This is a genomic window from Roseobacter sp. HKCCD7870 (assembly GCF_037830315.1).
Taxonomy (GTDB): Bacteria; Pseudomonadota; Alphaproteobacteria; order Rhodobacterales; family Rhodobacteraceae; genus M30B80.
This window is the reverse complement of sequence record NZ_JBBLYO010000001.1, coordinates 194,799-219,432: the sequence shown is the minus strand read 5'-3', so window position 1 is coordinate 219,432 and position 24,634 is coordinate 194,799. Positions and strand designations below refer to the sequence as shown.

Annotated in this window: 27 protein-coding genes; 9 read left to right on the top strand and 18 right to left on the bottom strand. The window is 57.5% G+C overall.

Features of this window, described 5'->3' with window-relative positions; genetic code table 11:
* Window positions 1-89: 89 nt before the first annotated feature.
* From ureG to AAC637_RS01090, 11 genes are all read right to left on the bottom strand, one after another.
* Entirely contained in the window at window positions 90-734 is a 645-nt protein-coding gene (ureG, locus tag AAC637_RS01140; protein WP_340301950.1) for an urease accessory protein UreG, read from the bottom strand.
* Window positions 731-1,381, bottom strand: a complete 651-nt coding sequence (locus AAC637_RS01135; protein WP_340301949.1) for an urease accessory protein UreF — start codon at window positions 1,379-1,381, stop codon at window positions 731-733. Before AAC637_RS01135 ends, ureG begins: the two co-directional genes overlap by 4 nt.
* A complete protein-coding gene (locus AAC637_RS01130) occupies window positions 1,371-1,859 on the bottom strand; it encodes an urease accessory protein UreE (protein WP_340301948.1) in 489 nt (162 codons plus the stop codon). Before AAC637_RS01130 ends, AAC637_RS01135 begins: the two co-directional genes overlap by 11 nt.
* A gap of 15 nt (window positions 1,860-1,874) precedes the next feature.
* The gene (gene ureC / locus AAC637_RS01125; RefSeq protein ID WP_340301947.1) at window positions 1,875-3,587 is read right to left on the bottom strand and encodes an urease subunit alpha; all 1,713 of its coding nucleotides are present in this window, start codon (window positions 3,585-3,587) and stop codon (window positions 1,875-1,877) included.
* Window positions 3,587-3,892 (bottom strand): urease subunit beta, encoded by a 306-nt coding sequence (locus AAC637_RS01120; RefSeq protein ID WP_340301946.1) that lies wholly within the window; start codon window positions 3,890-3,892, stop codon window positions 3,587-3,589. Before AAC637_RS01120 ends, ureC begins: the two co-directional genes overlap by 1 nt.
* Window positions 3,889-4,056: a peptidase M23 gene (locus AAC637_RS01115; RefSeq protein ID WP_340301945.1), complete on the bottom strand. Its 168-nt coding sequence runs from the start codon at window positions 4,054-4,056 to the stop codon at window positions 3,889-3,891. The genes AAC637_RS01120 and AAC637_RS01115 overlap by 4 nt, the downstream gene beginning before the upstream one ends.
* An 18-nt stretch (window positions 4,057-4,074) precedes the next feature.
* A complete protein-coding gene (locus tag AAC637_RS01110; protein WP_340260444.1) occupies window positions 4,075-4,377 on the bottom strand; it encodes an urease subunit gamma in 303 nt (100 codons plus the stop codon).
* Between the two features lie 3 nt (window positions 4,378-4,380).
* Entirely contained in the window at window positions 4,381-5,130 is a 750-nt protein-coding gene (locus AAC637_RS01105) for an urease accessory protein UreD (RefSeq protein ID WP_340301944.1), read from the bottom strand.
* A 263-nt stretch (window positions 5,131-5,393) separates the two neighbouring features.
* The gene (locus tag AAC637_RS01100; RefSeq protein WP_317654955.1) at window positions 5,394-6,161 is read right to left on the bottom strand and encodes an ABC transporter permease; all 768 of its coding nucleotides are present in this window, start codon (window positions 6,159-6,161) and stop codon (window positions 5,394-5,396) included.
* Entirely contained in the window at window positions 6,158-6,952 is a 795-nt protein-coding gene (locus AAC637_RS01095) for an ABC transporter ATP-binding protein (RefSeq protein ID WP_340301943.1), read from the bottom strand. The genes AAC637_RS01100 and AAC637_RS01095 overlap by 4 nt, the downstream gene beginning before the upstream one ends.
* Window positions 6,953-7,026: 74 nt before the next feature.
* A complete protein-coding gene (locus tag AAC637_RS01090) occupies window positions 7,027-8,037 on the bottom strand; it encodes an ABC transporter substrate-binding protein (protein WP_445322697.1) in 1,011 nt (336 codons plus the stop codon).
* A 271-nt stretch (window positions 8,038-8,308) separates the two neighbouring features.
* Here AAC637_RS01090 and AAC637_RS01085 point away from each other — a divergent pair, with 271 nt between their 5' ends.
* Together AAC637_RS01085 and AAC637_RS01080 are read left to right on the top strand one after the other, a co-directional pair.
* Entirely contained in the window at window positions 8,309-8,998 is a 690-nt protein-coding gene (locus tag AAC637_RS01085; RefSeq protein WP_340301942.1) for a fumarylacetoacetate hydrolase family protein, read from the top strand.
* Window positions 8,999-9,023: 25 nt separating this feature from the next.
* Window positions 9,024-9,500: a DUF2938 domain-containing protein gene (locus AAC637_RS01080; RefSeq protein ID WP_340301941.1), complete on the top strand. Its 477-nt coding sequence runs from the start codon at window positions 9,024-9,026 to the stop codon at window positions 9,498-9,500.
* On the opposite strand, the gene pgi is transcribed toward AAC637_RS01080, so the two are convergent.
* From pgi to zwf, 3 genes are read right to left on the bottom strand one after another with little or no spacing between them, the layout of a single operon-like run.
* On the bottom strand, window positions 9,497-11,107 hold the full coding sequence (gene pgi / locus AAC637_RS01075; protein WP_445322723.1) for a glucose-6-phosphate isomerase: 1,611 nt from the start codon (window positions 11,105-11,107) through the stop codon (window positions 9,497-9,499). The two genes, AAC637_RS01080 and pgi, sit on opposite strands and share 4 nt — an antisense overlap.
* Window positions 11,108-11,779 (bottom strand): 6-phosphogluconolactonase, encoded by a 672-nt coding sequence (gene pgl, locus AAC637_RS01070; protein ID WP_340301939.1) that lies wholly within the window; start codon window positions 11,777-11,779, stop codon window positions 11,108-11,110.
* 4 nt (window positions 11,780-11,783) lie between these two features.
* Window positions 11,784-13,235: a glucose-6-phosphate dehydrogenase gene (gene zwf / locus AAC637_RS01065; protein WP_340301938.1), complete on the bottom strand. Its 1,452-nt coding sequence runs from the start codon at window positions 13,233-13,235 to the stop codon at window positions 11,784-11,786.
* Window positions 13,236-13,647: 412 nt separating this feature from the next.
* Here zwf and AAC637_RS01060 point away from each other — a divergent pair, with 412 nt between their 5' ends.
* Entirely contained in the window at window positions 13,648-14,229 is a 582-nt protein-coding gene (locus AAC637_RS01060; RefSeq protein ID WP_340301937.1) for a YqaA family protein, read from the top strand.
* Entirely contained in the window at window positions 14,226-14,723 is a 498-nt protein-coding gene (locus AAC637_RS01055) for a disulfide bond formation protein B (RefSeq protein ID WP_340301936.1), read from the top strand. Before AAC637_RS01060 ends, AAC637_RS01055 begins: the two co-directional genes overlap by 4 nt.
* Before the next feature lie 20 nt (window positions 14,724-14,743).
* Here AAC637_RS01055 and AAC637_RS01050 read toward each other — a convergent pair whose 3' ends face one another.
* Complete coding sequence (locus AAC637_RS01050) at window positions 14,744-15,034, bottom strand: usg protein (protein WP_340301935.1); 291 nt, start codon at window positions 15,032-15,034, stop codon at window positions 14,744-14,746.
* A gap of 253 nt (window positions 15,035-15,287) precedes the next feature.
* Between AAC637_RS01050 and gyrA the strand changes: the two genes are divergently transcribed.
* The 4 genes from gyrA (at window position 15,288) to gluQRS (ending at window position 21,248) form a co-directional block, all read left to right on the top strand.
* Window positions 15,288-18,062, top strand: a complete 2,775-nt coding sequence (gyrA, locus tag AAC637_RS01045) for a DNA gyrase subunit A (protein ID WP_340301934.1) — start codon at window positions 15,288-15,290, stop codon at window positions 18,060-18,062.
* Window positions 18,063-18,301: 239 nt separating this feature from the next.
* Window positions 18,302-18,994, top strand: a complete 693-nt coding sequence (locus AAC637_RS01040) for a hypothetical protein (RefSeq protein WP_340301933.1) — start codon at window positions 18,302-18,304, stop codon at window positions 18,992-18,994.
* Window positions 18,995-19,048: 54 nt separating this feature from the next.
* Entirely contained in the window at window positions 19,049-20,398 is a 1,350-nt protein-coding gene (gene trmFO, locus AAC637_RS01035) for a methylenetetrahydrofolate--tRNA-(uracil(54)-C(5))-methyltransferase (FADH(2)-oxidizing) TrmFO (RefSeq protein WP_340301932.1), read from the top strand.
* Entirely contained in the window at window positions 20,382-21,248 is an 867-nt protein-coding gene (gene gluQRS, locus AAC637_RS01030; RefSeq protein WP_340301931.1) for a tRNA glutamyl-Q(34) synthetase GluQRS, read from the top strand. Before trmFO ends, gluQRS begins: the two co-directional genes overlap by 17 nt.
* Here gluQRS and hisI read toward each other — a convergent pair.
* A complete protein-coding gene (hisI, locus tag AAC637_RS01025) occupies window positions 21,184-21,615 on the bottom strand; it encodes a phosphoribosyl-AMP cyclohydrolase (RefSeq protein WP_340301930.1) in 432 nt (143 codons plus the stop codon). The genes gluQRS and hisI overlap by 65 nt on opposite strands.
* Window positions 21,616-21,702: 87 nt before the next feature.
* On the opposite strand from hisI, the gene AAC637_RS01020 reads away from it, so the two are divergent.
* On the top strand, window positions 21,703-22,149 hold the full coding sequence (locus AAC637_RS01020) for an iron-sulfur cluster assembly scaffold protein (protein WP_340303114.1): 447 nt from the start codon (window positions 21,703-21,705) through the stop codon (window positions 22,147-22,149).
* A 169-nt stretch (window positions 22,150-22,318) separates the two neighbouring features.
* Here AAC637_RS01020 and AAC637_RS01015 read toward each other — a convergent pair whose 3' ends face one another.
* On the bottom strand, window positions 22,319-22,441 hold the full coding sequence (locus AAC637_RS01015) for a hypothetical protein (protein WP_317654970.1): 123 nt from the start codon (window positions 22,439-22,441) through the stop codon (window positions 22,319-22,321).
* A 90-nt stretch (window positions 22,442-22,531) separates the two neighbouring features.
* Complete coding sequence (recG, locus tag AAC637_RS01010; protein ID WP_340301929.1) at window positions 22,532-24,631, bottom strand: ATP-dependent DNA helicase RecG; 2,100 nt, start codon at window positions 24,629-24,631, stop codon at window positions 22,532-22,534.
* Between the last annotated feature and the right edge of the window lie 3 nt (window positions 24,632-24,634).

The window sequence follows — 24,634 nt, the reverse complement described above, 5'->3', positions numbered from 1 at the left end:
GAGGCTATGATAGGCGCTTGTTGCGGCGCTGTCGCACCCAAAAAGCACGAAGGCAGTTTTCGGGTTTCTTTGATAATCGCAGCACTCTATTAGGCAATTTTTGCAGACTGTAGCTTAGGCAAGCCGCCCATCTCAAGGACCAGATCAACGATCTTCTCCACGCCCTGCTCATTGCGCAATTGCGCCATCACGAAGGGCCGCCCTGCCCGTGCGCGGGTGGCGTCAGCCTCCATCACCTCAAGCCGCGCCCCGACATAACGCGCGAGATCAGTTTTGTTGATCACCAAGATATCCGAGCGTGTCAGTGCAGGCCCGCCTTTGCGCGGAATATCCTCGCCCGATGCCGTATCAATCACATAAATCGTCAAATCCGCCAATTCAGGGCTGAAAGTCGCCGATAGGTTATCGCCGCCGCTTTCGATCAACACGATCTCAAGGTCAGGGTGGCGCGCCTGCATTTGCGCAATTGCGGCCAAATTGATGCTGGCATCCTCGCGGATGGCCGTATGGGGGCACCCCCCTGTCTCAACCCCAATGATCCGATCAAGGGGCAGGATCTGCATCCGCATCAGCGCCTCTGCATCCTCTTGGGTGTAAATGTCATTGGTGATGACACCGATGGAAAACTGGGCTTTCAGTCGCGCTGCGAGCCTTGCGGTCAGCGTGGTTTTACCCGCGCCAACAGGGCCACCGATCCCAATTCGAAGCGGGCCATTTGGGGAAAGATTGGTCATGATTGAAACATCCTCGCAGGGGCCAACCCGTGGTGTGCGGCGGCAATGTCAGAAAGAAAGGCGGTGCTGTGCAAATCATCCAAACTTGCGGTTTCAGCAATCGGGGCAAGGGCGGCAATCTGGGGCGAAAGCCGCGCCAATATCCCTTGTGCCGCCACCTGCCCCAAGGGCATCAGACGTTGCGACGCAGCGACAAGATTTGCGAAGAACCCCTGAAGATAGAGGGCCGCCGCATCGGCGGGCGCAATCCCGCGCTGTGCGGCCACAAAGCCTAGCGCGATTGGCACAAACAGATCAGGCATGCCCTGCTGCCCCCAAACATCGCGCATCAAGGCGCTGAAACTGGCCCCCATATTTTGCGCCTCGCGCAGACGGGGGGCCGCGAACTGCCATGCGCGGGCCTCATCTTGGAGTGCGATCAAGGCGCCATGCCCCTCGGCCTTAGCGCCAAGCCCGATCCAAATCGTATCATTGCGCCCCGTTCCATGATGCAGCAGGTCACATAACCAATCCTCAAGATCAGCGGCAGATGTGATCAGCCCGTCTTGAATGGCAGCCTCAATCCCATGACTAAAGGCAAAGCCCCCCACAGGGAACGCAGGCGAAACCCACTGCGCCAGCGTGATATAATCGGCATCAATGCGCATGGGGCATATGCGCGCTTGCGCCATGTTCATGGGCATGGGTGCGCCCATGACCATAGGCCCCACCCTCGGGGGTGAAGGGGCGGGTTTCTTCCACCAAATCCGCCCCAAGTTGCCCCAACATATGCGCGATCACGGGGTCGCGGCGGATGATCAGGCAGCCCTGCCCAATCTCGCACGGGGTGTGGCGATTGCCAATGTGCCACGCGAGACGCGCTAAGTTTTCACCACAGATGACCAACACCGCCTCAGGGGCGGCGCGCACCGCAATGCGGCGGCCATCGGTCAGCACCAAAACATCCCCCGCATCCAGCGATGTGGTCTGCGCCAAATCCAATAAAAACGCCCGTCCACCATCGCTGATGAGGCGCTTTCGGCGTAGAAACCGCGCCTCGTAGTCCAGCGTGATCGTGTCAAAAGAAAGGGCCACGCCTGTGACAGGCCCACGCATCACCTCATGGCACAAGGGTAGATCAGTCATCCTTCCCCCCTTTTTTCAGAATAGGAAATAGCGCTGTGCCATTGGCAGCACCTCGGCAGGTTCGCAGATCAACAATTCGCCATCTGCGCGCACCTCATAGGTTTCGGGGTTCACCTCGACCTTTGGGGTGGCGGTGTTCAGCTTCATATCTGCCTTGCCGATGGCGCGGGTGTTGCGCACCGCAAGGGTCGACTTGGCAAGACCAAGCGCGGATTTGATGTCGCGCGACTGCGCGGCCTCGGATACGAAACTGACCGACCCCCGTTCAACCGAACGCCCATAAGCCCCCCACATGGGCCGCGAATAGACAGGCTGCGGGGTCGGGATTGAGGCATTGGGATCGCCCATTTGCGCCACGGCAATCGTGCCGCCGATCAAGACCATCTCGGGCTTGACCCCAAAAAAGGCAGGTGACCACAGCACCAGATCGGCGCGCTTGCCGAGCTCAATCGAGCCAATCTCATGCGAAATTCCATGCGCGATGGCGGGGTTGATCGTGTATTTCGCGACATAGCGGCAGACGCGGAAATTGTCATTTTCGCCCGTCTCCTCGGGCAGGCGGCCGCGTTGTTTGCGCATCTTATCGGCGGTCTGCCATGTGCGGATGATCACTTCGCCCACCCGCCCCATTGCCTGACTGTCAGACGCAATGATCGAAAATGCGCCCATATCGTGCAGGATATCTTCGGCGGCGATGGTTTCGCGGCGGATACGGCTTTCGGCGAAGGCGATATCTTCGGGGATGGATTTGTCCAGATGGTGGCAGACCATCAACATATCAAGATGTTCCTCGACCGTGTTCACGGTGAAGGGCCGTGTGGGGTTGGTCGAGGACGGGATCACATGGGCCTCGCCGCAGATTTTGATGATGTCAGGCGCATGACCGCCCCCCGCCCCTTCGGTATGAAAGGCATGGATCGTGCGGCCCTTCAGCGCCTTGATCGTATGTTCGACAAAGCCCGACTCGTTGAGCGTGTCGGTATGGATCATCACCTGCACATCGAAGGCATCGGCCACGCTGAGGCAGCAATCAATCGCCGCGGGCGTCGTGCCCCAATCTTCGTGCAGTTTCAACGCGCAAGCCCCGCCCAAAATCTGTTCCTCAAGGGCGGCGGGCAGGCTTGCATTGCCTTTGCCCGCGAAGGCAAGGTTCATGGGAAGGGCATCCGCCGCCTGCAACATCCGCCCCAAATGCCAAGGCCCGGGCGTGCAGGTGGTGGCAAGCGTCCCATGCGCAGGCCCCGTGCCCCCGCCCAGCATCGTGGTCAGGCCCGAATGCAGCGCATCTTCGATTTGCTGCGGGCAGATGTAATGGATATGGCTGTCAAACCCGCCTGCGGTCAGGATGCGCCCCTCGCCCGCGATGATCTCGGTGCCTGCGCCGATGGGGATGGTGATATTGGGTTGCGTATCGGGATTGCCCGCCTTACCGATGGCGGCGATGCGCCCGTCCTTCAGCCCAATATCCGCCTTATAAATCCCTGTGTAATCCACCACCAAGGAGTTGGTGATGACTGTGTCCATCACCCCTTCAGCGCGGGTCAGTTGCGATTGGCCCATGCCATCGCGGATCACCTTACCGCCGCCGAATTTGACCTCCTCCCCATGGGGGCCTGTGAGATCACGCTCGACTTCGATGATCAAATCTGTATCGGCAAGGCGCAGTCGGTCGCCTGTGGTCGGCCCAAACATCCCTGCATGATCGCGGCGCGAAATTGAGGCAGGCATCACAAATCCCCCATGATTGCGGCGTTAAAGCCAAAGACCCGCCGCGCCCCAGAAATCGGGATCAGAGTGACCTCGCGGCGCTGACCGGGCTCGAACCGCACCGATGTGCCTGAGGCAATATCAAGGCGCATTCCGTGGGCGGCCACACGGTCAAACTCTAGCGCGGGGTTGGTTTCGGCGAAATGATAATGGCTGCCCACTTGCACAGGCCTGTCGCCCGTATTGGCAACCATGACTGTCACCACCGCGGCACCCACATTCAGGGTCAAATCCCCTTCTGCAACAAACAACTCGCCCGGGATCATTTCCGCTGCTCCGCAATGATCAAAGCGGCCAATCCAATTGCGCCAAGCGCGCCAAGTGCCACGGCCCAAGGTTCGACCCCGTGCGGGTGAAGATGCAGACCGTCATGCGCAATTGCGGGGCCAGCAAGCATGAGGGACAGGGCGGAAAGGATTATATTTTTCATGAATTTATTCCTTTATCTTCAACGAATAGGGTTATGGACAGTGACCAGCTTTGTGCCATCGGGAAATGTGGCCTCGACCTGCACCTCGTGGATCATCTCAGCCACGCCTTCCATACATTGATCGCGCGTGATGACATGGCCGCCTGCCTGCATTAAATCCGCCACGCTGCGGCCATCACGGGCCCCTTCGACCACCGCATCGGTGATCAGCGCGATCGCCTCGGGATGGTTCAGCTTCACCCCCCGCGCAAGGCGGCGGCGGGCCACCTCAGCGGCCATCGAGATTAGCAGTTTATCTTTTTCACGGGGGGTGAGGTTCATCTCTTACAGGCTCCAAGAACGGGGAAGATCATGGGGGGACAAGGCGCGCAAAACGGGCACCAAGGCGCGGCGCAGACCAAACCCATCTTCGGCCAGAATGCGCACGAGCAATAAATCCGCTTGCGGGGCTGAGACGGCGGCAGTGCGGGGCAACAGGGTGCGGATCATCTCAAGCTTGGCGCAGGCATCAGGCGCGGCACATATCACTGTGGAAAATCCCGCAGCCCCCTGCCCGATGGCCGCAGGCGCAAGATGGGCGTGAAGATCACCCTCCATCCGCAGCGCATCGCGGTAGAGGGGGCGCCCAGCGCGGGTGATGCTGATGTGATCCTGCAGATAGCCCTCTCGCACCACCTCACCCATCGCGGCGCGACCAAGGATAACGCTTTCGGCGGCCAATAGATACGCGTCTTGAGCCATCTCTACGCAGAGGCGCCGCCGCAGCGCGCCGCCATCAAACAAGATCACCTCTTGCGGCAGCCATGACAGCGCAGCCCCCGCTGCAATGGTTAACTGCGTGCTGACCTGACCACGGCCCGTTGCAGCGCGATAGATGCGTTCGGCCGATTGCGTGGTCAGGGTCAGATGCCCGCCCACCACATCGCCCATAATAGCGAAGCGATCCCCGCCTGTGATGCCGCCTGCGGTGTTGATCATCACCGCCTCAACGGTGCCTTCGCGGCGCGGAAACAGCGCGCGTAATGATCCTTCGGCCCGAAAATCCTGTAATCGCCCCGAGGGCCCCAAGCCCACATGCAAAGCCCCCTTTGCACGCGGGGGGGCGCATGGTGGCGATATGGGCAAAGTTTCAGTCACGCGGAGGCGGCCTTGATGGTTAATTGCACGTCACACCCACGATTTCCCTCTAAGGCAGCAAGGAAAAGAGGCGCGCTTGGCCCCAATCGGCCCCTGCGGATGATTGATCAAATTTTAATCGAAATTTTGATCCGCGCTCAAAAATAGCGCGAAATGAAAAGCCCCCGCGGCGCGTGTCTGCGGGGTCCAAATCACTGGGATCAGTTTGGCGCGCGCTCTGCCCATCCTGCAAAGATACGCTCAAGCGCCACAACCACATAGAACAGCAAGATACCAAGGGCGGCCAACATGAACAGCACCGCAAACATCAATGGATAATCTGCGCTAATCCGCCCTGAATCGAACAATGCCCCAAGGCCGCGACCATGCGGGCTGACGATTTCCATCAAATTTGTGCCAATAAAGGCCAAGGTGACGGCAACCTTCAACGCTCCAAAAAATTCGGGAAGGGTTTTGGGCAATGCGATTTTCCAGAAAATCGTGAATTTCGAGGCACCAAGTGCGCGCAAAATATCGCGATATTCAGGTTCTAGTGTGGACAATCCGATTGAGACGGAGACCGCAATCGGGAAAAACGAGATCATAAAGGCGATGAGCACCGTGTTGAAATCATGCTGACCCACGAAGATCAGCGCCACAATCGGCACCACTGTCGCCTTGGGGATTGCGTTGAAGCCAACCAAGAGCGGGTATAACCCCTCGCGCGCGATGCGCGAAAAGCCCATGATCATCCCCAACCCTGTGCCAAACACCACAGCCAAGGCCAAACCCACCACTGTGCGCCACAGCGTTTCCCACGAGGCCACAACGAATAATTCGCGGAATTGCCAAAATTTTGGGATCAAATCCGAAGGTGAGGCCATGCGATAATTGGGCAATTGATAGAACCAGACCAACCATTCCCAGATGGCAATCACAGCCGCAATGAACAGGATCGGCACGCCGATTTTAAGAAACTTATCATTCATGCTGCGCCCTCCTGAGGAACGCGACCTTGCGCCAGTTGAATTTGGTGGCGCAGCACGGCCAGCATATCGACCGCTTTTTTGCTGTAGAGGTCTTCGAGACTGCGCTTGCCCTGCAAATCAACCTGCAAAATGTGCTGGGCATGGGCGGGACGCCCCGAGAGAACCACCACTTGATCTGCCAAAAACACGCTTTCGCGCAGATCATGGGTGATCAACAGGCAGGTGAAGGGCTCTTCCGCGCGCAGATCATGCATGGTGCACCACAGGTCTTCGCGGGTGAAGGCATCAAGCGCACCAAAGGGTTCATCCAAGATCAGCACATCGGGCTTATGGATGATAGAGCGACACAAGGAGGCCCGTTGGCGCATTCCCCCTGAAAGCTCGGAGGGTTTCTTGCCCTCAAACCCTTTGAGCCCCACCAATTCCAACAAATGATGCGCGCGGGCCTCGCCCTCGGCGCGGCTCATTGGGGTTTTGACAATCTCCAAGGGCAGAAGCACGTTTTCCAAAATCGTGCGCCATTCCAACAGAACAGGGTTTTGAAACGCCATCCCCACTGTGGGGCGTGGCCCTGTTACCTTTTGACCTGACAACCAGACCTCGCCTTGGTCAGGGCGCATCAGCCCCGACACCAACCGCGTCAGCGTGGATTTCCCACAGCCCGAAGGCCCAACCACCGCGCAAAATGAATGTTCTTCGATCTGCAAGGACAGATCATCAAGAACAGGCAAAGGCCCCGATGCCGTGCGATAGGCATGGGTGACCCCTTTTAATTCTATTTGAAACGCCATCTGTGCCTTTATCCTCGAAAAATTGGGCCAGCGAGATCAGGTCGCGCTGGCCCTTATTGTCTTATCGTTTGGCTTTATTGGGCCAAGCTGCGCTCCTCAGCGGGGGGCAGATAGGCATCGGTGAAATAAAGCGATGCGTCCGGCGCGTTTTGGAAATCGTAAACGATGGTCATCTGCTCAAGCGCCTCGGCCATGCGGGCAGGGTCAATATCGCCCATACCGTTTTCAAGCGCATAAACGGTTGCGATATTCGCATCGAGTGCCATTTGCAGACGCCGCGTTTCCAAATCAACGTCGCCTGCGGGGTTGCGCGCAATTACGGCAGCCGCCCCTGCGGCAGGGTCAGCCAGAGCATCGCGCACACCATCGACAACCGCACCCAAGAACGCGGTCACAATCTCGGGGTTCGCGGCAGCGTAATCCGTGTTCACGATGATTGCGTTGCCATAAAGCTTTACGCCGTGATCCGCAAAAAGGATCGTGGTCAGATCATCCTCAGGCACGCCCAAACGTGCGGCGCTGAGATAGGAGCTAAAGTTGAAGCCCGTCACACTGTCCACTGTACCTTCGGCCAAAGATGGCTCGCGCGTGGGGAAGCCAACAGGCTCGACCGTAATTGTGCTGGCATCGATACCATTTACGGCTGCCAAAATCGGGAATTGCGCCCATGCCCCGTCAGGGGGCGGTGCGCCAAGGGTAGAGCCTTCGAGATCTTCAATCCCGTTAATCCCAAGGCTTTTACGACCCACAATCGAGAAAGGTGGGCTGTCATAGATCATCATAACGGCGGTCACAGGGGCGCCAGGGTTTTGATCTAGGAAGCGGATCAATGAGTTGATATCGGCAAACCCAATGGGAAATGCACCCGTGGCAACCTTAGGGATCGCATCGAGCGACCCTTCACCTGCAGAAATCTCAACATCAAGGCCTGCATCTGCGAAATGGCCATTATCAATTGCCAAGAAGTAAGGCGCAGATGGCCCCTCAAACCGCCAATCGAGCGTAAAGGGGATGTCGGTTTGGGCGAAGGCAGGGGTGGTTGCAATCATCCCTGCGGCGATCAGTGGTAGTGTTTTATGAAGCACGGCTTTTTCTCCAATCCAATGCAGCACTGTGAAGCCACCTCATGATCCCACCCGCCTGCGGTCAATCCGCGGCATGGGCAAGACGGCGCGCCATGACGAAAGCCTGTTAAAGATTAGGCAGATCCAGAAATTTTGCCTAGAAAAAAAGCAACCCGCGAAGCTGTTAGATGAAGAATTTGTAAAATCCCCTTAAATTTTTCTCCAATTGCCAAGCGAACCCCAAGCCCCTAGCGTGGCAGTCGCGTGAGAACCAAAAAAGAAAATAGCCCAAATGAACCAAGATAATTTTGTGATCTCTGCCCCCCCGCACCCCATGATTCCCGTGGAGGGAGGGGGCGTATTTCCAGTCCGCCGCGTGTATTGCATCGGGCGCAATTATGCCGCCCATGCGATTGAAATGGGTCATGATCCCGACCGCGAGCCGCCGTTCTTCTTTCAGAAAAATCCAGATAGTTTGTATGCGTCCGGCGAGATGCCCTACCCTGTTGGCACATCTGACTTGCATCATGAGATCGAAATGATGGTGGCGCTGCAATCAGGCGGGCGCGATATCGCACTTGAAGATGCGCTGTCCCATGTATGGGGCTATGGGGTGGCGCTTGATATGACACGGCGCGATTTGCAGGGCGAGGCCAAGAAATTAGGCCGCCCTTGGGAGATCGGTAAATCCTTTGAGCATTCCGCCCCCATAAGCCCGCTTTTGCCCGTATCTCAAGTGGGCCATCCCAGCACAGGAGAGATCACGCTGCATGTGAATGGGGCGCTGCGCCAAGAGGGGGATTTGGCGCAAATGATTTGGAAAACGCCTGAAATCATCCGCTATCTGTCGCAATATTTTGAATTGGCGGCAGGGGATGTGATCCTGACGGGCACGCCTGCGGGGGTTGGCCCCGTGGCGCGCGGCGATGTGATGGAAGGAAAGGTTGCAGGTCTGGGCACATTGCGCGTCCGCGTGACCTGAACCTGCAAGCAGGGGAGAAGAGAAAATGAGCGTCATCACACTGGGCCTAATCATGGGCATCTGTGGCACTGTTGCGATGGATATCTGGGCGGTGATCCTGACACGGATTGCGGGCATCCCTGCGCCCAATTGGGGCAATGTGGGCCGTTGGGTTGCCCATTTGGGGCGCGGGACAGTGTTTCACGCTGATATCAATACCAGCGCCCCTGTGGCCCGCGAACGCATGATTGGTTGGGTTTTCCACTATGCGGTCGGTGCGGTCTATGGCGCGCTGTTTTTGGGGATCATGGGCCAAGCGTGGTTAAGCGCGCCCAATTTCCTGCCGCTTTGGATTTTCGCGATCCTGACCATCGGGGCGGGATGGTTTTTGTTGCATCCAGGCCTCGGGCTTGGATGGGCGCTTGCGAAAACCGCCGCCCCATGGAAGGGGCGGGTTTTGGGCCTTATGGCCCACACGGTCTTTGGCCTTGGAATGTGGGTGGGCGCGGTGGCGCTTGGTTAACGATGCGCATGGATATAGCGCAACAGGCTTGCGGTAGAGGGGTCTAACCCCTCTGCCCCCGCCGCGCCCTCAACGGCGGGTTGCAGGGCCAAAGCCAGTTCTTTGCCCAATTCCACACCCCATTGGTCATAGGAATTGATCCCCAAGATCACCCCTTCCACAAAAACCCGATGCTCATAAAGGGCGATGATCTGCCCCAAGGTGAACGGGGTCAGGCGCGGATAGATCAGCGTGGTTGACGGGCGATTGCCCGTGAAAACGCGATGCCGCGCTTGGCGTTCCAATTCCGCACCAGACAGGCCTTTTGCAGCCATCATGCCGCGCGCCACCTCAAGGCTACGGCCCTGCATCAAGGCCTGAGATTGCGCCAAGCAATTCGACAAGAGCAAGGTATGGTGATGCGCCAATTCAGGCTCATGCCCTGCGGCGGCCACCATAAATTCGCACGGAACAACACGCGTGCCCTGATGGATCAGCTGATAAAACGCGTGTTGCCCATTCGTGCCCGGCTCCCCCCAAACAATCGGGCCTGAATGATAGGGCAAATCCTGCCCATCCATAGACACGCCCTTGCCGTTCGATTCCATTTCCAATTGCTGCAAATAGGCGGGCAGACGCGACAGGCGTTGGTCATAGGGCAACACCGCGCGGGTCGCATGACCGCAAACCTGATTGTGCCACAGCCCGATCAAGGCCAATAATACCGGCATATTCTTGGGAAGATCAGCCTCGCGGAAATGGGCATCCATGGCCGCCGCACCCGCGAGGAATGCCTCAAACTGTTTTGGCCCAATGGCCAGCATCACCCCAAGGCCAATTGGCCCCCAGAGGGAATAGCGCCCACCGACCCAATCCTCGAACCCAAACACGCGGGACGGATCAATACCAAAGGCCGCTGTTTTATCCGTGGCCGAGGACAGGGCCACGAATTGCGCGGCAGGCTCGCTGACCGCCTGCGCCATCCAATCGCGCGCCGTTTGCGCATTGGTCATGGTTTCAATCGTGGTGAAGGTTTTCGAGGCAACAATGACCAAAGTTGTTTTTGGATCAATCCCTTGCAGCGTGTCGTTGATATGTGCCGCATCCACGTTTGACACATAATGCACCCGCGGCCCATCGTGATAAGGTGCCAGCGCAAGCGTGGCCATCGCAGGGCCCAGATCAGACCCGCCAATCCCGATATTGATCACATCCGTGATCTTGCCGCCCTGCCCCTGATAGCGGCCTGCGCGCAGATCATCGGCGAACTGTGCCATACGAGCGCGGGTTTCTTGAACGGCAGGCAGAACATCCACCCCATCCACCATGATCGGGCCAGAGGGCGCACGCAAGGCCGTGTGCAGCACAGCGCGACCTTCGGTTTCATTGATCCTTTCGCCCACGAACATCGCCGTGCGTTTTTCTTCAACATTGGACTTGCGCGCCAATTCCACTAAGAGTGACAGCACCTCATCGGTGATATGTGTCTTAGAAAAATCGAACATCATATCGCCCGTCTTGGCCGAAAACCGCGCAGCGCGGGCAGGATCAATATCAAAAAGCTGCGACATAGGGGTGCTGTGCAGGTGATCCCACGCGGTGGAAAGCTCTGTCCAGATGGTCATGATTTACTCGGCCCAATGAATGGTTGCGGTCTTTAAAACAGTGGCAATTGGTGCTTGATCTTCAGGCAAGTCTGCGGCCCGCTCAAGTGCTGCGCGCTTTTCTGGCCCTGTGATCAAGATATGGCAATGCAGCGCGGCTTTCAGCACGGGGGCGGTCAAGGTTATCCGCGGCTCGCCCGCATTTGCGGCCCGCATCGCCATCAGGGGCGGCGCATCTGCGCTGAGGGCTGCGTTGAGATTATCCCCATCGGGAAAGAGGCTTGCGGTATGCATATCTGCGCCCATCCCCAACAGCAAAACCGTGATCGGCAAATGCGGCAACAGCCCATCTGTCAGATCGGGGATGCCATCCTCTGGCGTATCGGCGCCGTTAAATAAGTGAATTAACTTTGCCACGGAGGCCTCTGATTGCAATAGCGTTTCTTTCAAAAGCCTTGTGTTGGAGCGTGGGCTATCCTCACCAAGCCAGCGTTCATCATTGAGAAAGACTGCAATATCACGCCAAGCCAAATCCACTTCGGCCAAGGTTTTGAACACAGGGCCCGGTGTCGTGCCGCCTGGAACGCAGAGCGAGGCACGCCCCGCCATGCGCAAGGCCTGCCCTAATTCCGAGGCAATACGATCAGCCAAGGACATCATCAATAGATCGCGGTCGGGATAGGTGATCAATTCCATGGGATCAGCCCACCTCACGCCAACGGCGCCCATCCCGATGCAACAACATCAGCGCCTCTTCTGGCCCTGTGCTAAAGGCCTGATAGGGCACGGGGCGCTCATTGCGCGATTGCCACCCTTGGATGATTGGATCCGTCCAACGCCAAGCTGCCTCAACCTCATCGCCGCGCATGAATAGCGTTTGATTGCCACGGATCACATCCATGATCAGCCGCTCATAAGCATCGGGTACATCGGCCGCATCCGCCCCAAGCGCCTCAGCAAAGGTCATATCAAGCGGCACATCGACCAAACGCATCCCCCCTGGGCCTGGCTCTTTGATGGTGACGCTCAGATCAATGCCCTCATCAGGTTGCAGGCGAATAGACAAAACATTGGGCTTCGTCCCTGCATCCTCATCAAAAATGGAATGGGGCGGTTCTTTGAAATGGATCACAATCTCGGACATCCGCGCGCGCATCCGTTTGCCTGTGCGCAAGTAGAATGGCGTGCCGTTCCACCGCCAATTGGCGATATGCACCTTCATGGCCACAAAACTTTCTGTGCGGCTTTTGGGGTCTTCGACATCGTCCGAATAAGACGCGGTGTTATCGCCTGCTTCATACTGGCCGCGCACAATATCCTCGGGGCGCACAGGATCGAGTGCGCGGATCACCTTAAGCTTTTCATCGCGCACCGCATCAGGGTCAAAATGATTGGGCGGCTCCATCGCGGTCAAACACAGAAGCTGCATCAAATGGTTTTGCACCATATCACGCATCGCGCCTGATTTATCGTAATAGGCCCCCCGCCCGCCAACACCGACCTCTTCGGCCACAGTGATTTGCACATGGTCGACATATTGGGCGTTCCACAGCGGCTCGAACAGGATATTCGCAAAGCGGATCGCCATCAGGTTTTGCACCGTTTCTTTACCCAAATAATGGTCGATACGGTAAATCTGGCCTTCGTCAAAATGCTCGGCCAGTGTTGCGTTCAAGGCCTTGGCGGTGGCCAGATCATGACCAAAGGGCTTTTCCACCACAATCCGCGCGTCAGAGCGCGCAACTTTATGGGTGTGCAGACGTTCGGCCAGATCGCCAAACAAGGCGGGCGCGACCGAGAAATAAAAGGCCTGCACGACACCATCACGCATTGTGCCCGCGAGATCGGCCCATCCATCCGTACCGCGCGCATCAATGGCGACATAGCTCAAACGCTGCAAAAACGCGGCAAGGCTGGTTTCATCGCGCCTGGCTTCGGGGGTGAATTCGGCAATGGCTGCGCGGACAAAATCACGAAAGGCTGCGTCATCTTGGGATGTGCGCGCCGCGCCGATGATCCGCGCCTCGGGCGGCATTTGCCCGTCATGAAAGCGCCGATAAAGTCCAGGCAGGATTTTGCGCCGCGCCAGATCCCCTGTCGCCCCAAAAATTACCAGATCAAAATCTTCAACTGGAATGACGCGCGAAACCATTTTCTCTCCTTTGCCCTGCATCTGACCCAAATTCTTTGGGAAATTCACAGGTTATTGCCGCCTTTGGCCGCGATATACGTTAGCGCTAACGAAAGCTGAGGCGGGCTTAGCCAATCTCGAACCCAAAGTCTAGCAGAGCCTGACGATTTGGCAAAGCGGCGGGGCAGATTTTCGCGCGCTGTGGCACGGCGTAAAATGAAAAAGGCTCAAGCGGCCTCCCCTCCGCTTGAGCCTCAACGCGACGTGAAACTCCCTTTCGGGGCTCGCGCGTATGCAATGTGCCCGTGACATTTTATCATTTGCAACGATCCGTCAAGAGTTTTGTCGCACTCATGTCACCTGGCTTTGGCTTGACCTTTTCCGCCCTGTCGGGCATCGCCTCTGGCATTGGGGCGATATTAGGATAAATGTGATGCTGCGCGGGCTCTATAATTGGACAATGGGTTTGGCGGGTCGTCGCCACGCCCTGGGGGCCTTGGCGATTGTGTCCTTTGCGGAAAGTTCAATCTTTCCCATTCCCCCTGATATTTTGATGATCCCAATGATCCTTGCGCGGCCCAATCGGGCTTTTTTAATTGCCTCTGTCTGCTTAATCGCCTCAGTTTTGGGGGGGATTGCAGGCTATGCGATTGGGGCGCTGTTCTATGACCAGATCGGCGCGCCGATTTTGGCGGCCCTTGGCAAGGCCGATGCAATGGCCGAGTTTAACACGCGCTTTAATGATCTTGGCTTTTGGCCCGTATTGATCGCGGGGCTAACCCCCTTCCCCTATAAGGTCATCACCATCATGTCGGGGTGGACAGGCCTGCCTTTGGGGACATTCATTGTCACCTCGATCATCGCGCGGGGGATTCGATTCTTTGTCATCGCGGCATTGCTGCGCCAATTCGGTGCCCCTTTACGCAATTTCATCGAGCGCCGTCTGGGGCTGATGTTTACATTGTTCATCGTCATCTTGCTTGGCGGGTTTTATGCTGTGAGGTTCATGGGATGATGCGGGTTCTGAATTTGCCAAAATTATCGGCCCTCGCGGGTCTTGGGTCTGCCGCGACATTGGCGGGCGCTTTTGGGTTTCAGTATCTTGGCGGGCTTGCGCCCTGCGCCATGTGCCTGTGGCAACGATGGCCCCATGCGGGCGCTGCACTGGTTGCGCTGTTCATCGTAATCATTGCCGCCATTGCCCCCAAATTGGCGCGCGGCTTGACCCTGATTGGGGCGGGCGCGATGCTCGTGAATACAGGCATCGCGCTGTATCACACAGGGGTTGAGCGCGGGTGGTGGCAAGGCCCTACCTCCTGCACGGGGGGCGCAGAAGATATACTGTCGCTTTCGGCGAATGAACTGCTGTCAACAGACACCGCGCCTGCGATTGTTATGTGTGACGAGGTTGCATGGGCCTTTGCGGGCTTGTCGATGGCCTCATGGAATTGTCTGATTTGTTTGGCCCTGTTCGTGATCTGGGCCAAGGCCGCAGCGGCCAAAGCATAGCCCCACGCCTGTCCTGTGGGCTAGTGATAGGAAATCTCCTCAACGACATTGCGCCATGACCCGTCATAAATCAGCCGCCGATGCGCAAAACGCACAGAATGCAACAGCGCCTCGATCTCGCGCTTCCATAAATCAATAAAGCCGAAAATGCGCGGATAATCTGGCGCGAGATCGTAATCCTGCCAGATGAACACGTTGATAACATTACGATAATCAGGCATCCGATAGTAAAATTCCGCTGTGGTCAGCCCATCCCCCTTAAGCATCAGCCCCGTTGCGGTTTCATCACTGTTGCGAGACTGCCAAGTCATCTGCACATTCCCTTGCTTGGTTCATGATGTCTCATGATTGCAAATGCAAATTAAAAATCAACAAAAACAATTCATTAGCAGCATTCTATGGTGGCTCATAACAAGCGGCAGGCCGTCAAAGGCCAATTCACCTGACAGGAGCATTGCGCCTTATATCGCGGGGGTCTATAGTGTCAGACAACAAAATATAGCTGTGCCAAGAGGTGCGGCATGTCATCGCAGAACAAGATCGAAAAGACAGCAGGCCCGCACAGTGACAGATACGCCCGCCCCCCCCGAGAATGACCCCGCCACGCCCCCCGCGCGGCACCCGCATTCTGGCCCTTCGATTGATATCGCCGATGAGATGAAAACATCCTTTATCGATTATGCGATGTCGGTGATCATCAGCCGCGCGATCCCCGATTTGCGCGATGGCCTCAAACCTGTGCATCGCCGCATTTTGTTTGCGATGCATGAAACGGGCAACACGCATGAAAAGGCCTATCGGAAATCTGCGCGCCCCGTGGGCGATGTGATGGGCCAATATCACCCGCATGGCGACAGTGCGATCTATGACGCGCTTGTGCGGATGGCGCAGCCATTTTCGATGTCCCTGCCCCTGCTCGATGGTCAGGGCAATTTCGGCTCTATGGATGGCGATAACCCCGCTGCCATGCGCTACACCGAAGTGCGCATGGACAAACCCGCAGCCTATCTTTTGGCCGATATCGACAAGGACACGGTCAATTTCCAAGACAATTATGATGGCAAGCAAAAGGAACCCACCGTTCTGCCTGCGCGCTTTCCCAATATGTTGGTCAATGGTGCGGGCGGCATTGCGGTTGGCATGGCCACCAATATCCCACCCCATAATTTGGGCGAGGTGATTGATGCCTGTCAGGCCTTGATCCAAGATCCCGACCTCAGTTCGGAACAGTTAATCGAGTTTATCCCTGCCCCCGATTTCCCCACAGGCGGGATCATCTTGGGCCGCTCTGGCGCAAGGCGGGCCTATACCGAGGGACGCGGCAGCGTGGTCATTCGCGCGCGCACCCATGTTGAGGAAATCCGCAAAGACCGCTTTGCCATCATTATTGATGAGATCCCCTATCAGGTGAACAAGGCCTCGATGATCGAACGCATTGCAGAATTGGTGCGCGAGAAAAAGGTCGAAGGCGTCTCAGGCGTGGCGGACGAATCTGATCGCAACGGCGTGCGCGTTGTGATCGAGTTGAAACGCGATGCCACCCCTGATGTGGTGCTGAACCAATTGTTCCGCTTTAGCCAGATGCAGACCTCCTTTGGCTGCAATATGTTGGCGCTGAATGGCGGGCGGCCCGAGCAGTTGGATTTACGGGGCTTTTTGACCGCCTTTATCGCCTTCCGCGAGGAGGTCGTGGCGCGCCGCACCGCGTTTGAGTTGAACAAAGCACGCGAACGCAGTCATATTTTGTGTGGTTTGGCGGTTGCCGTCTCCAATGTCGATGAGGTTGTGGCCACGATCCGCGCCTCCGCAGATGCGGCCGCGGCGCGCGAAGCCTTGATGACACGGCGCTGGCCTGCGGCGGATATTGCCGCCTATATCCGTCTGATTGACGACCCGACCCATACGATGAACGAGGACGGCACCTATAACCTCTCCGAGGCGCAGGCGCGCGCGATTTTGGAACTACGCCTGCAACGCCTGACCCAGATTGGCGTCAAGGAAGTGACGGATGAGTTGGAGGAACTCGCAGGTAAGATCAAAGAATATCTTGCCATCCTCGCCAGCCGTGATCGGATCATGGCGATCATCTCGGAAGAATTGGCCGAGGTGAAAACGGCCTTCGCCGTGCCGCGCCGCACCGAGATTGTCGATTGGTCTGGCGACATGGATGACGAAGACCTGATCGAACGCGAAGACATGGTCGTGACCGTCACCGCAGGTGGCTATATCAAGCGCACGGCCTTGGCTGAATTCCGCGCACAAAAACGCGGCGGCAAAGGGCTATCGGGCGGCAGCCTCAAGGAAGACGATGTCGTAACATCGCTCTTTGTGGCTAATACCCACACCCAGCTTTTGTTCTTCACCACAGATGGGATGGTCTACAAGCTCAAGACATGGCGTTTGCCGCTTGGCAGCCGCACATCAAAAGGCAAGGCCATTGTGAATATCCTGCCCATTCCTGTGGGGGTTACGATTGCGGCGATCATGCCCGTTGACCGCCCCGAGGAAGATTGGGGCGATCTGCAAATCATCTTTGCCACATCAGCAGGCGATGTGCGCCGCAACCAATTGTCGGATTTCACCAATGTGAAATCAAACGGCAAGATTGCAATGAAATTGCCCGAAGATGGGTCAGTCAGCCTTGTGAATGCGCGCATCTGCACCGAGGAAGACGATGTGATGTTGGTCACCGAAGGGGGGCGCGCGATCCGCTTCTCTTGCACCGATGTCCGCGTCTTCAAGGGCCGCGACAGCACAGGCGTGCGCGGCATCCGTTTGGGTGATGGGGAATCTGTGGTTTCTATGGCCGTGATCCGCCATTTCACCGCTGACCCTGCTGAGCGCGCCGCCTATCTCAAACAGCGCCGCGCCTTGGCGGGTGTGCCCGAAGATGAGGTCGAAACGGACGAGGATGAGGGCGTGTTGGCCGAAGGCACCCTTAGCCCTGAACGCTTTGCCGAAATGCGCGCCTCAGAGGATTTGATCCTGACCATCACTGAAAGCGGGTCTGGAAAATTATCTTCAAGCCATGATTATCCTGTCAGGGGCCGTGGCGGCATGGGGGTTATGGCCATCGACAAGGCGATGCGCGGCGGGCCATTGGTGGCAGCCTTCCCTGTCGAGATGACCGATCAGATCATGCTCGCCTCATCAACGGGCCAATCTATTCGCGTGCCTGTTGAGGGCATCTCATTCCGCTCACGCTCGGCAGGTGGGGTGAAGGTGTTTAACACCAAGGCAGGCGAAACCGTTGTGTCAGTCGCGCGCATCGTTGAAGGCGATGACGAGGACACCGCCACGGCGGATGCGGATGCGGCCGAGGCCAGAGCAGACACCTAAATCTCAGGCCCGCTCAAACCAAAAATTTACGACCCACATCAAGGGCCGCACCGCCAAGGCGCGTGCGGCCCTTAAGATTTTGGATAACTTGCCGCCATTAACCATATGATATAATTCATATATATTTTTGCTTCACCATGCGCCATTTGCAAAGGAACCTTTGTTGAAAGCGCGTTCTGATGGCTGCACCAATCTCGCAATTTTGCCTTTGCCTCGGTCTGGTCTCTTTGGCTGCGGAGATGGCACACGCCAATAATTTGGGCCTGCGTGCCGCAACGCTTGGGCTTAACAGCACTGGTGCTGACCAAAATGGGGCGCATCTCAATCTTCATTACGCGATTACCGCGCATCACGGGCTTGAGGTGAATTTTGATTTGGCCGATACCGAAATCAGCACCATTGGCGCCGTTCGGGCAGGCCTACACCTCAGCCCCGCCTCTGACCGGCGCTATAGTCTTTTTGCCTATTTGGCCGATTTCAACAATGAAAGCAGCCGCTTGGGTGGGCTTGGCATTCAAGGGCGCCGTGAAATTGCAGGGCTTACGTTAGGGGCTTATGGCGGGTTTGACCTGCGCGACAGCGCCATGGCAACACGCCCCCTTGGGGATTCAGATGTGCTTTTTGCAGGTGGTGAGATCCGTTTTGATCTAGGCCCCTCATGGCAGGGCTTTGCGCAAATCGGACTTGCCGAATTTGACGAATTGCGTCTGTCCACAACGCAGGTCACTGGCGAAATTGGTGTGCAATGGCTGGATCACAGCGGTGCAGTTGCGGTGACGGCAAGCTATGGTTTTGAAGAATTCTCCAACCCCGCCTTGCGCGATAGAGGCCAGTTCCGTCTTGGGGTCGAGATCACCTTGGGAAAACGCCCTGTTTACACGCCCCTGCCCTTTGCAGACCCATTCCTGCCTGTGGTGGCTTGCGGCCTGTAACGCCCCCCAAAAAACCCGTTTCACCCTGCCCCGCTTTTGATCTAAGAAGCGCCCATGTTAGATAACGCGCTTCACATCATTGGCGGCGGCATGGCGGGCTCTGAGGCCGCTTGGCAGGCCGCAGAGCTTGGTCAACAGGTCGTCATCCATGAGATGCGCCCAAAGATTGGCACATTTGCCCATCAAACTGGGCATTTGGCGGAAATGGTATGTTCCAATTCCTTCCGCTCGGATGATCACGAACAAAACGCGGTCGGCCTTTTGCATTGGGAAATGCGCGCGGCAGGTGGCCTCATTATGGAAATGGCCTATCATCACCGCCTGCCAGCAGGGGGCGCATTGGCGGTGGATCGTGATGCTTTTGCCCAAGCCGTCACAGCGCGGCTGCACGCGCATCCCAACATTACGATTGAGGAAGGCGAAATCAGCACCCTGCCCGAAACAGGCCATTGGATCATAGCAACAGGCCCATTGACATCAGGCGCGTTGGCACAGGCCATTGCCCAAGAGGCAGGTCAAGACAGCCTTGCCTTTTTCGATGCCATCGCCCCCATAGTTTATGCCGAGAGTATCGACATGTCGCGGGCGTGGATGCAGTCGCGCTACGACAAGGGCAAAACCGAGGAAGAGCAGCGCGCTTATCTAAACTGCCCCATGACGCGCGACCAGTATGATGCCTTTATCGATGCCCTGCTGGCTGCCGAAAAAACCGAGTTTCACGAAGGCGAAACGGCCGGCTATTTCGATGGATGCCTGCCGATTGAGGTTATGGCAGAACGGGGCCGCGAAACCCTGCGCCACGGGCCTATGAAACCTGTGGGCTTAACCAACCCGCATCAGCCCGATGTGAAACCTTGGGCTGTGGTGCAGCTGCGCCGCGACAATAAACTGGGCACGCTTTACAATATCGTGGGCTTTCAAACCAAAATGAAATACGGCGCACAGACCGAAGTGTTGCGTATGATCCCGGGTTTGGAGCAGGCACGATTTGCTCGTCTTGGCGGCATTCATCGCAACACCTTCATCAATTCCCCCACGCTTCTCGATGCGCAAATGCGGTTGAAATCCATGCCACATATCCGTTTTGCGGGCCAAATCACGGGGGTTGAGGGCTATGTTGAATCGGCGGCAATGGGGCTGCTTGCGGGGCGCTACGCGGTGGCAGAATTGCGCGGCCTCACCCCGCCCGATTTGCCCAATACCACCGCGATGGGGGCCTTGATCCATCACATCACGGGCGGGGCGGAGGCGAAAACCTTTCAGCCGATGAATGTGAATTTCGGTCTTTTTCCGCCGGTCGAAGGCCTGAAATCGGGGCGGCGTGGACGCAAAGACCGCTATAAGGCCTATACGGATCGCGCCAAGACCGATTGGCGCGCATGGCTTGATGCCTTCCCTGCCTAAGGGCTGTGTCACCCGATTTGCCCCGTCCCCCACGGGGCCTTTGCATTTGGGCCATGCCTATAGTGCGTGTCTGGCCCATGACATGGCGCGAATGACGCAGGGGCAATTTCTGCTCAGGATTGAGGATATCGACCAATCCCGCGCCCGCCCGCAATGGGAGGCGCAAATTTATGATGATCTGACATGGTTGGGGCTGTCTTGGCCCCTGCCCGTGATGCGGCAATCCGAGCAGATGGCCCGCTATCGCGCCGCTTTGGATCAATTGGCGCAACAGGGCCTGATTTATCGCTGCACCTGCCGCAGGCGGGATATCGAGGCGGCCAGTGCCGCCCCGCAGGAAGGGGCCCCCACATTCGGGCCAGATGGGCGCATCTATCCTGGCACCTGTCGCGGCCAGTCTGTGACCAGTGCCGCTGAGGGCGAAGGGGCAGCCTTACGCCTTGATCTGGCGCGCGCCTTTGAGCGCCTTGCGCAAATGCGTTTCACAGAAACAGGGCCGCGCCATCAGGGGCGGCATGAGATCACGCGCGATACCGCGCTGGCCCATATTGGCGACCCTGTATTGGCGCGGCCAGACATGGGCAGCTCTTACCACCTGAGCGTGGTGGTTGATGACGCGGCCCAAGGCGTAACCCATGTCATTCGCGGTGAAGATTTATTTGAGGCAACCGCAATCCATGTGATTTTGCAAAATCTGTTGGCCTACCCCGTGCCGCAATATCATCATCACGCCTTGATCCGTGATGAGCAGGGCAAACGTCTGGCCAAGCGCGATGATGCGCGCGCTATTGCCCTTTATCGGGATGCAGGAAAAACCCCTGCTGATATTCGTGCAATGGTCGGGCTTTAGCCTCGGATTGCATCAATTCGACCTCGCCCCCCTCGCGGATCGCGGTGTAAAAGCAACTGCGGCGATTGGTGTGGCAGGCAGGCCCCGTTTGCCGAACCACGAGCAAAAGACAATCGCGGTCACAATCCACACGCAGATCAACCAGATCCTGCACATGGCCCGAGCTTTCACCCTTAACCCAAAAGGCCGCGCGCGAGCGGCTCCAATAGGTGACTTTGCATGTTTCTAGGGTTTTTACGAGAGAGGCACGGTTCATCCATGCCATCATCAGCACATCGCCCGTCTCGGCGCATTGCGCAATCGCAGGGATCAGACCCGCCTCATTATAGCGCAGGCTATCTGGGTCAAATTCCGCAGCACCCGTCATTTCCACATCTCACCCTTTCCAAATCGTCTTGTTCACACTAGCTCTTGGGGGTAGATCATGGAAGGGGCCAAGACGCGCATGGCTGAGATGAGCGACACAAAATCCGATTTGGTGCAGCTATATTCGCAGCGAATTCTGGCATTGGCGGCGGATATTCCGCATCACGGGCGGCTTGAGGCGCCACAGGCCAGTGTCAAGCGGCGGGCCCCGCTTTGCGGATCAACCGTTACAGTGGATTTGGATGTCGCCGAGGGGCGGATCAGCCGCTTTGCCCAAGATGTAAAGGCCTGCGCACTCGGTCAGGCCTCCGCCGCATTGATGGGTGCCCATATTCTGGGCCGCAACCGCGCCGAAATTGCCGCCGCCCGAGACGCGCTTGCCGCCATGCTCAAAGGTGAGGGGAACGGGCCAGAGGCCCCATTTAAGGGTTATGAGGTGCTGACCCCCGCCCGCGATTATCGCAATCGCCACGCCTCTATCATGCTGTCACTCGAAGCGACCCTTGAGGCGATGGAGCGCGCCGAAGACCCCTAAAAAGCCCCTGCAGGGCAATGCAAAGGGGCGGTCACAGTGATGCGGTGTATCGTTTCAACCGTGCGATTGGGGGATCGCGCGGCCTATCGGCATTGGAGACAGATCCGAGGCAAGGATCATGATGCCAAAGGGGCGCAAACCCCCGAAACCTAAACCGCAGGCAGAAAACTTAGAAAAATTGCGGCAGATGCAGCAGCCCCATCGCCAAAACAACAAGGGACATCGCCCCGCAAAGATCGGCCAAAAGCGTGGTGGATGAACGCGTAATAATCGTTTTTACATCTGACAACATGGGCCATCTCCCGTTAATGTTGCCTGATTGTTCTCATACCCTGACGCGAGTCGTCAAGAACTTTTTGAGAACATTTGTGAACAAAACGGGTCAGCCCGCCGAAATCAAGCGAATAGCCTTATCTTGCTCAAGCAACCATAACAGGGTGCGTGCGGCCTGGCCGCGCGGCCCCTCAAGCGATGGATCAAGCGCCAAAAGCGCGCGCGCATCGCTTTGCGCCATCGCCATCAAGCCGCCATGTTGTTCCAGATCGGCCACGCGAAACCGCGGCAGACCAGATTGTGCCGTGCCAATCACATCGCCTGCGCCGCGAATGGCCAAATCTTCTTCTGCGATGACAAAGCCATCATCCGTATCGCGCAGGACATGCAAGCGGCGCTTGGCCGTTTCTGTCAGGCCATTGCGATAAAGCAGCACACAAGTCGATGCACGGCTGCCGCGCCCCACCCGCCCCCGCAATTGATGCAGCTGCGCCATGCCGAAAAGATCAGCCTGTTCAATCACCATAATGCTGGCATTTGGCACATCCACCCCCACCTCAACCACCGTGGTGGCCACCAGAACCTTGGTGCGGTTTTCATTAAATTCGGTCATGGCCGCATCTTTTTCAGGGCTGCTCATCTGCCCATGGACAAGGCCCACCACCCCCTCGCCCAGTCGTGCGCGCAAGGATTTAAAGCGTTCTTCAGCAGCGGTGGCCTCGTAAACTTCGGATTCCTCAACCAATGGGCAAATCCAATAGGCTTGCTGGCCCTCTGCCACCGCCTTTTGCAGATGTGCCACCACCTCATCCATCCGCGCCTCGGACACCAAAGCCGTGGTAATCTTTTCACGATTGGCGGGTTTTTCATCCAAGATCGACAGATCCATATCGCCATATTGCGCAAGGCTCAGCGTGCGGGGAATGGGCGTGGCCGTCATCACCAACATATCCGCCAAGGCGCCCTTTTCCCCCAATCGCAGGCGTTCGCGCACGCCAAAGCGGTGCTGCTCGTCCACAATCGCCAAACGCAGATCGGCAAATTCAACATCCTCTTGAAACACTGCATGGGTGCCGACCAAGATCGCGATATCGCCGCGCGCAAGGGCGGCCAGTTTTGCGGCCCGCTCGCGCCCCTTATCCGCCCCTGTGAGAACCTCAAGCACGACACCTGCCGCTTCGGCCAAGGGGCGCAGATTGGCGGCGTGCTGTTGCGCAAGGATCGAGGTGGGTGCCATCATCACCCCCTGCCCACCCGCCTCGACCGCAGCCAAAAGCGCCATCAAGGCAACAAGGGTTTTGCCCGCCCCAACATCGCCCTGCAACAGGCGGCTCATCCGTTCGGGCGCTGCCATATCGGCCACGATTTCCGCAATGGCGCTGGTCTGTGCGCCCGTGGGGCTGTAGGGCAAGCTTTGCAGAACCTTGGCCCGCAGCGCACCATCGCCTTGGCTGATCCGCCCTTTGCGCCGCTTGGCCCGCGCCCGCGCAAGGGCAAGGGTCAATTGATGGGCAAACAATTCGTCATAGGCCAGACGCAGCCGCGGCTTGGCATTGGGTGCAGCCTCACTGGCCGATTGCACATGGTGCTGTGCCCGCATCGCATTGGCCCAATCCGGCCATCCCTCGCGCGCCTTTAGGGCGGGATCAATCCATTCGGGCAGGTCAGGCACGGCTTTCAAGGCATCGGCAATCGCGCGCGCCATGATCTTTTGCGTCAACCCTTGTCCAAGCGGATAAATCGCCTCAAATTTGGGGAGGTTTTCCGCCTCCTCAACGGGCAGGATGTGATCGGGATGCACGATTTGCGCAATCCCATCGAAAAGCTCAACCTTGCCCGAGATCAGACGCCGCGCGCCTATGGGCAAAAGCTTTTCAAGATAGGGCGCACGCGCGTGAAAAAATACCAGATCAATGGCGGTTTGACTGTCGGTGACCGTGACCCGATAGGGCCCACGCCCGCGGGACGGGGGCGGGCGGTGACGGATCACCTCAACCTCTAACGTGGCAATGCGCGGTAGGGTGATTTCGGCAAGGCGCGTTACGGGGCGGCGATCCACCACCCCCACAGGCAAGGTGTAAATCAGATCTTTCGGGGTTTCGATATGAAGATGCCCCAAGGCCTGCGCAGCTTTGGGGCCAATACCAGACAGGCCGTCAAGGCGCGAGAAGAGCTCGAACAAAACCTCTGGTCGGCCCTGCGCGGCCATGGG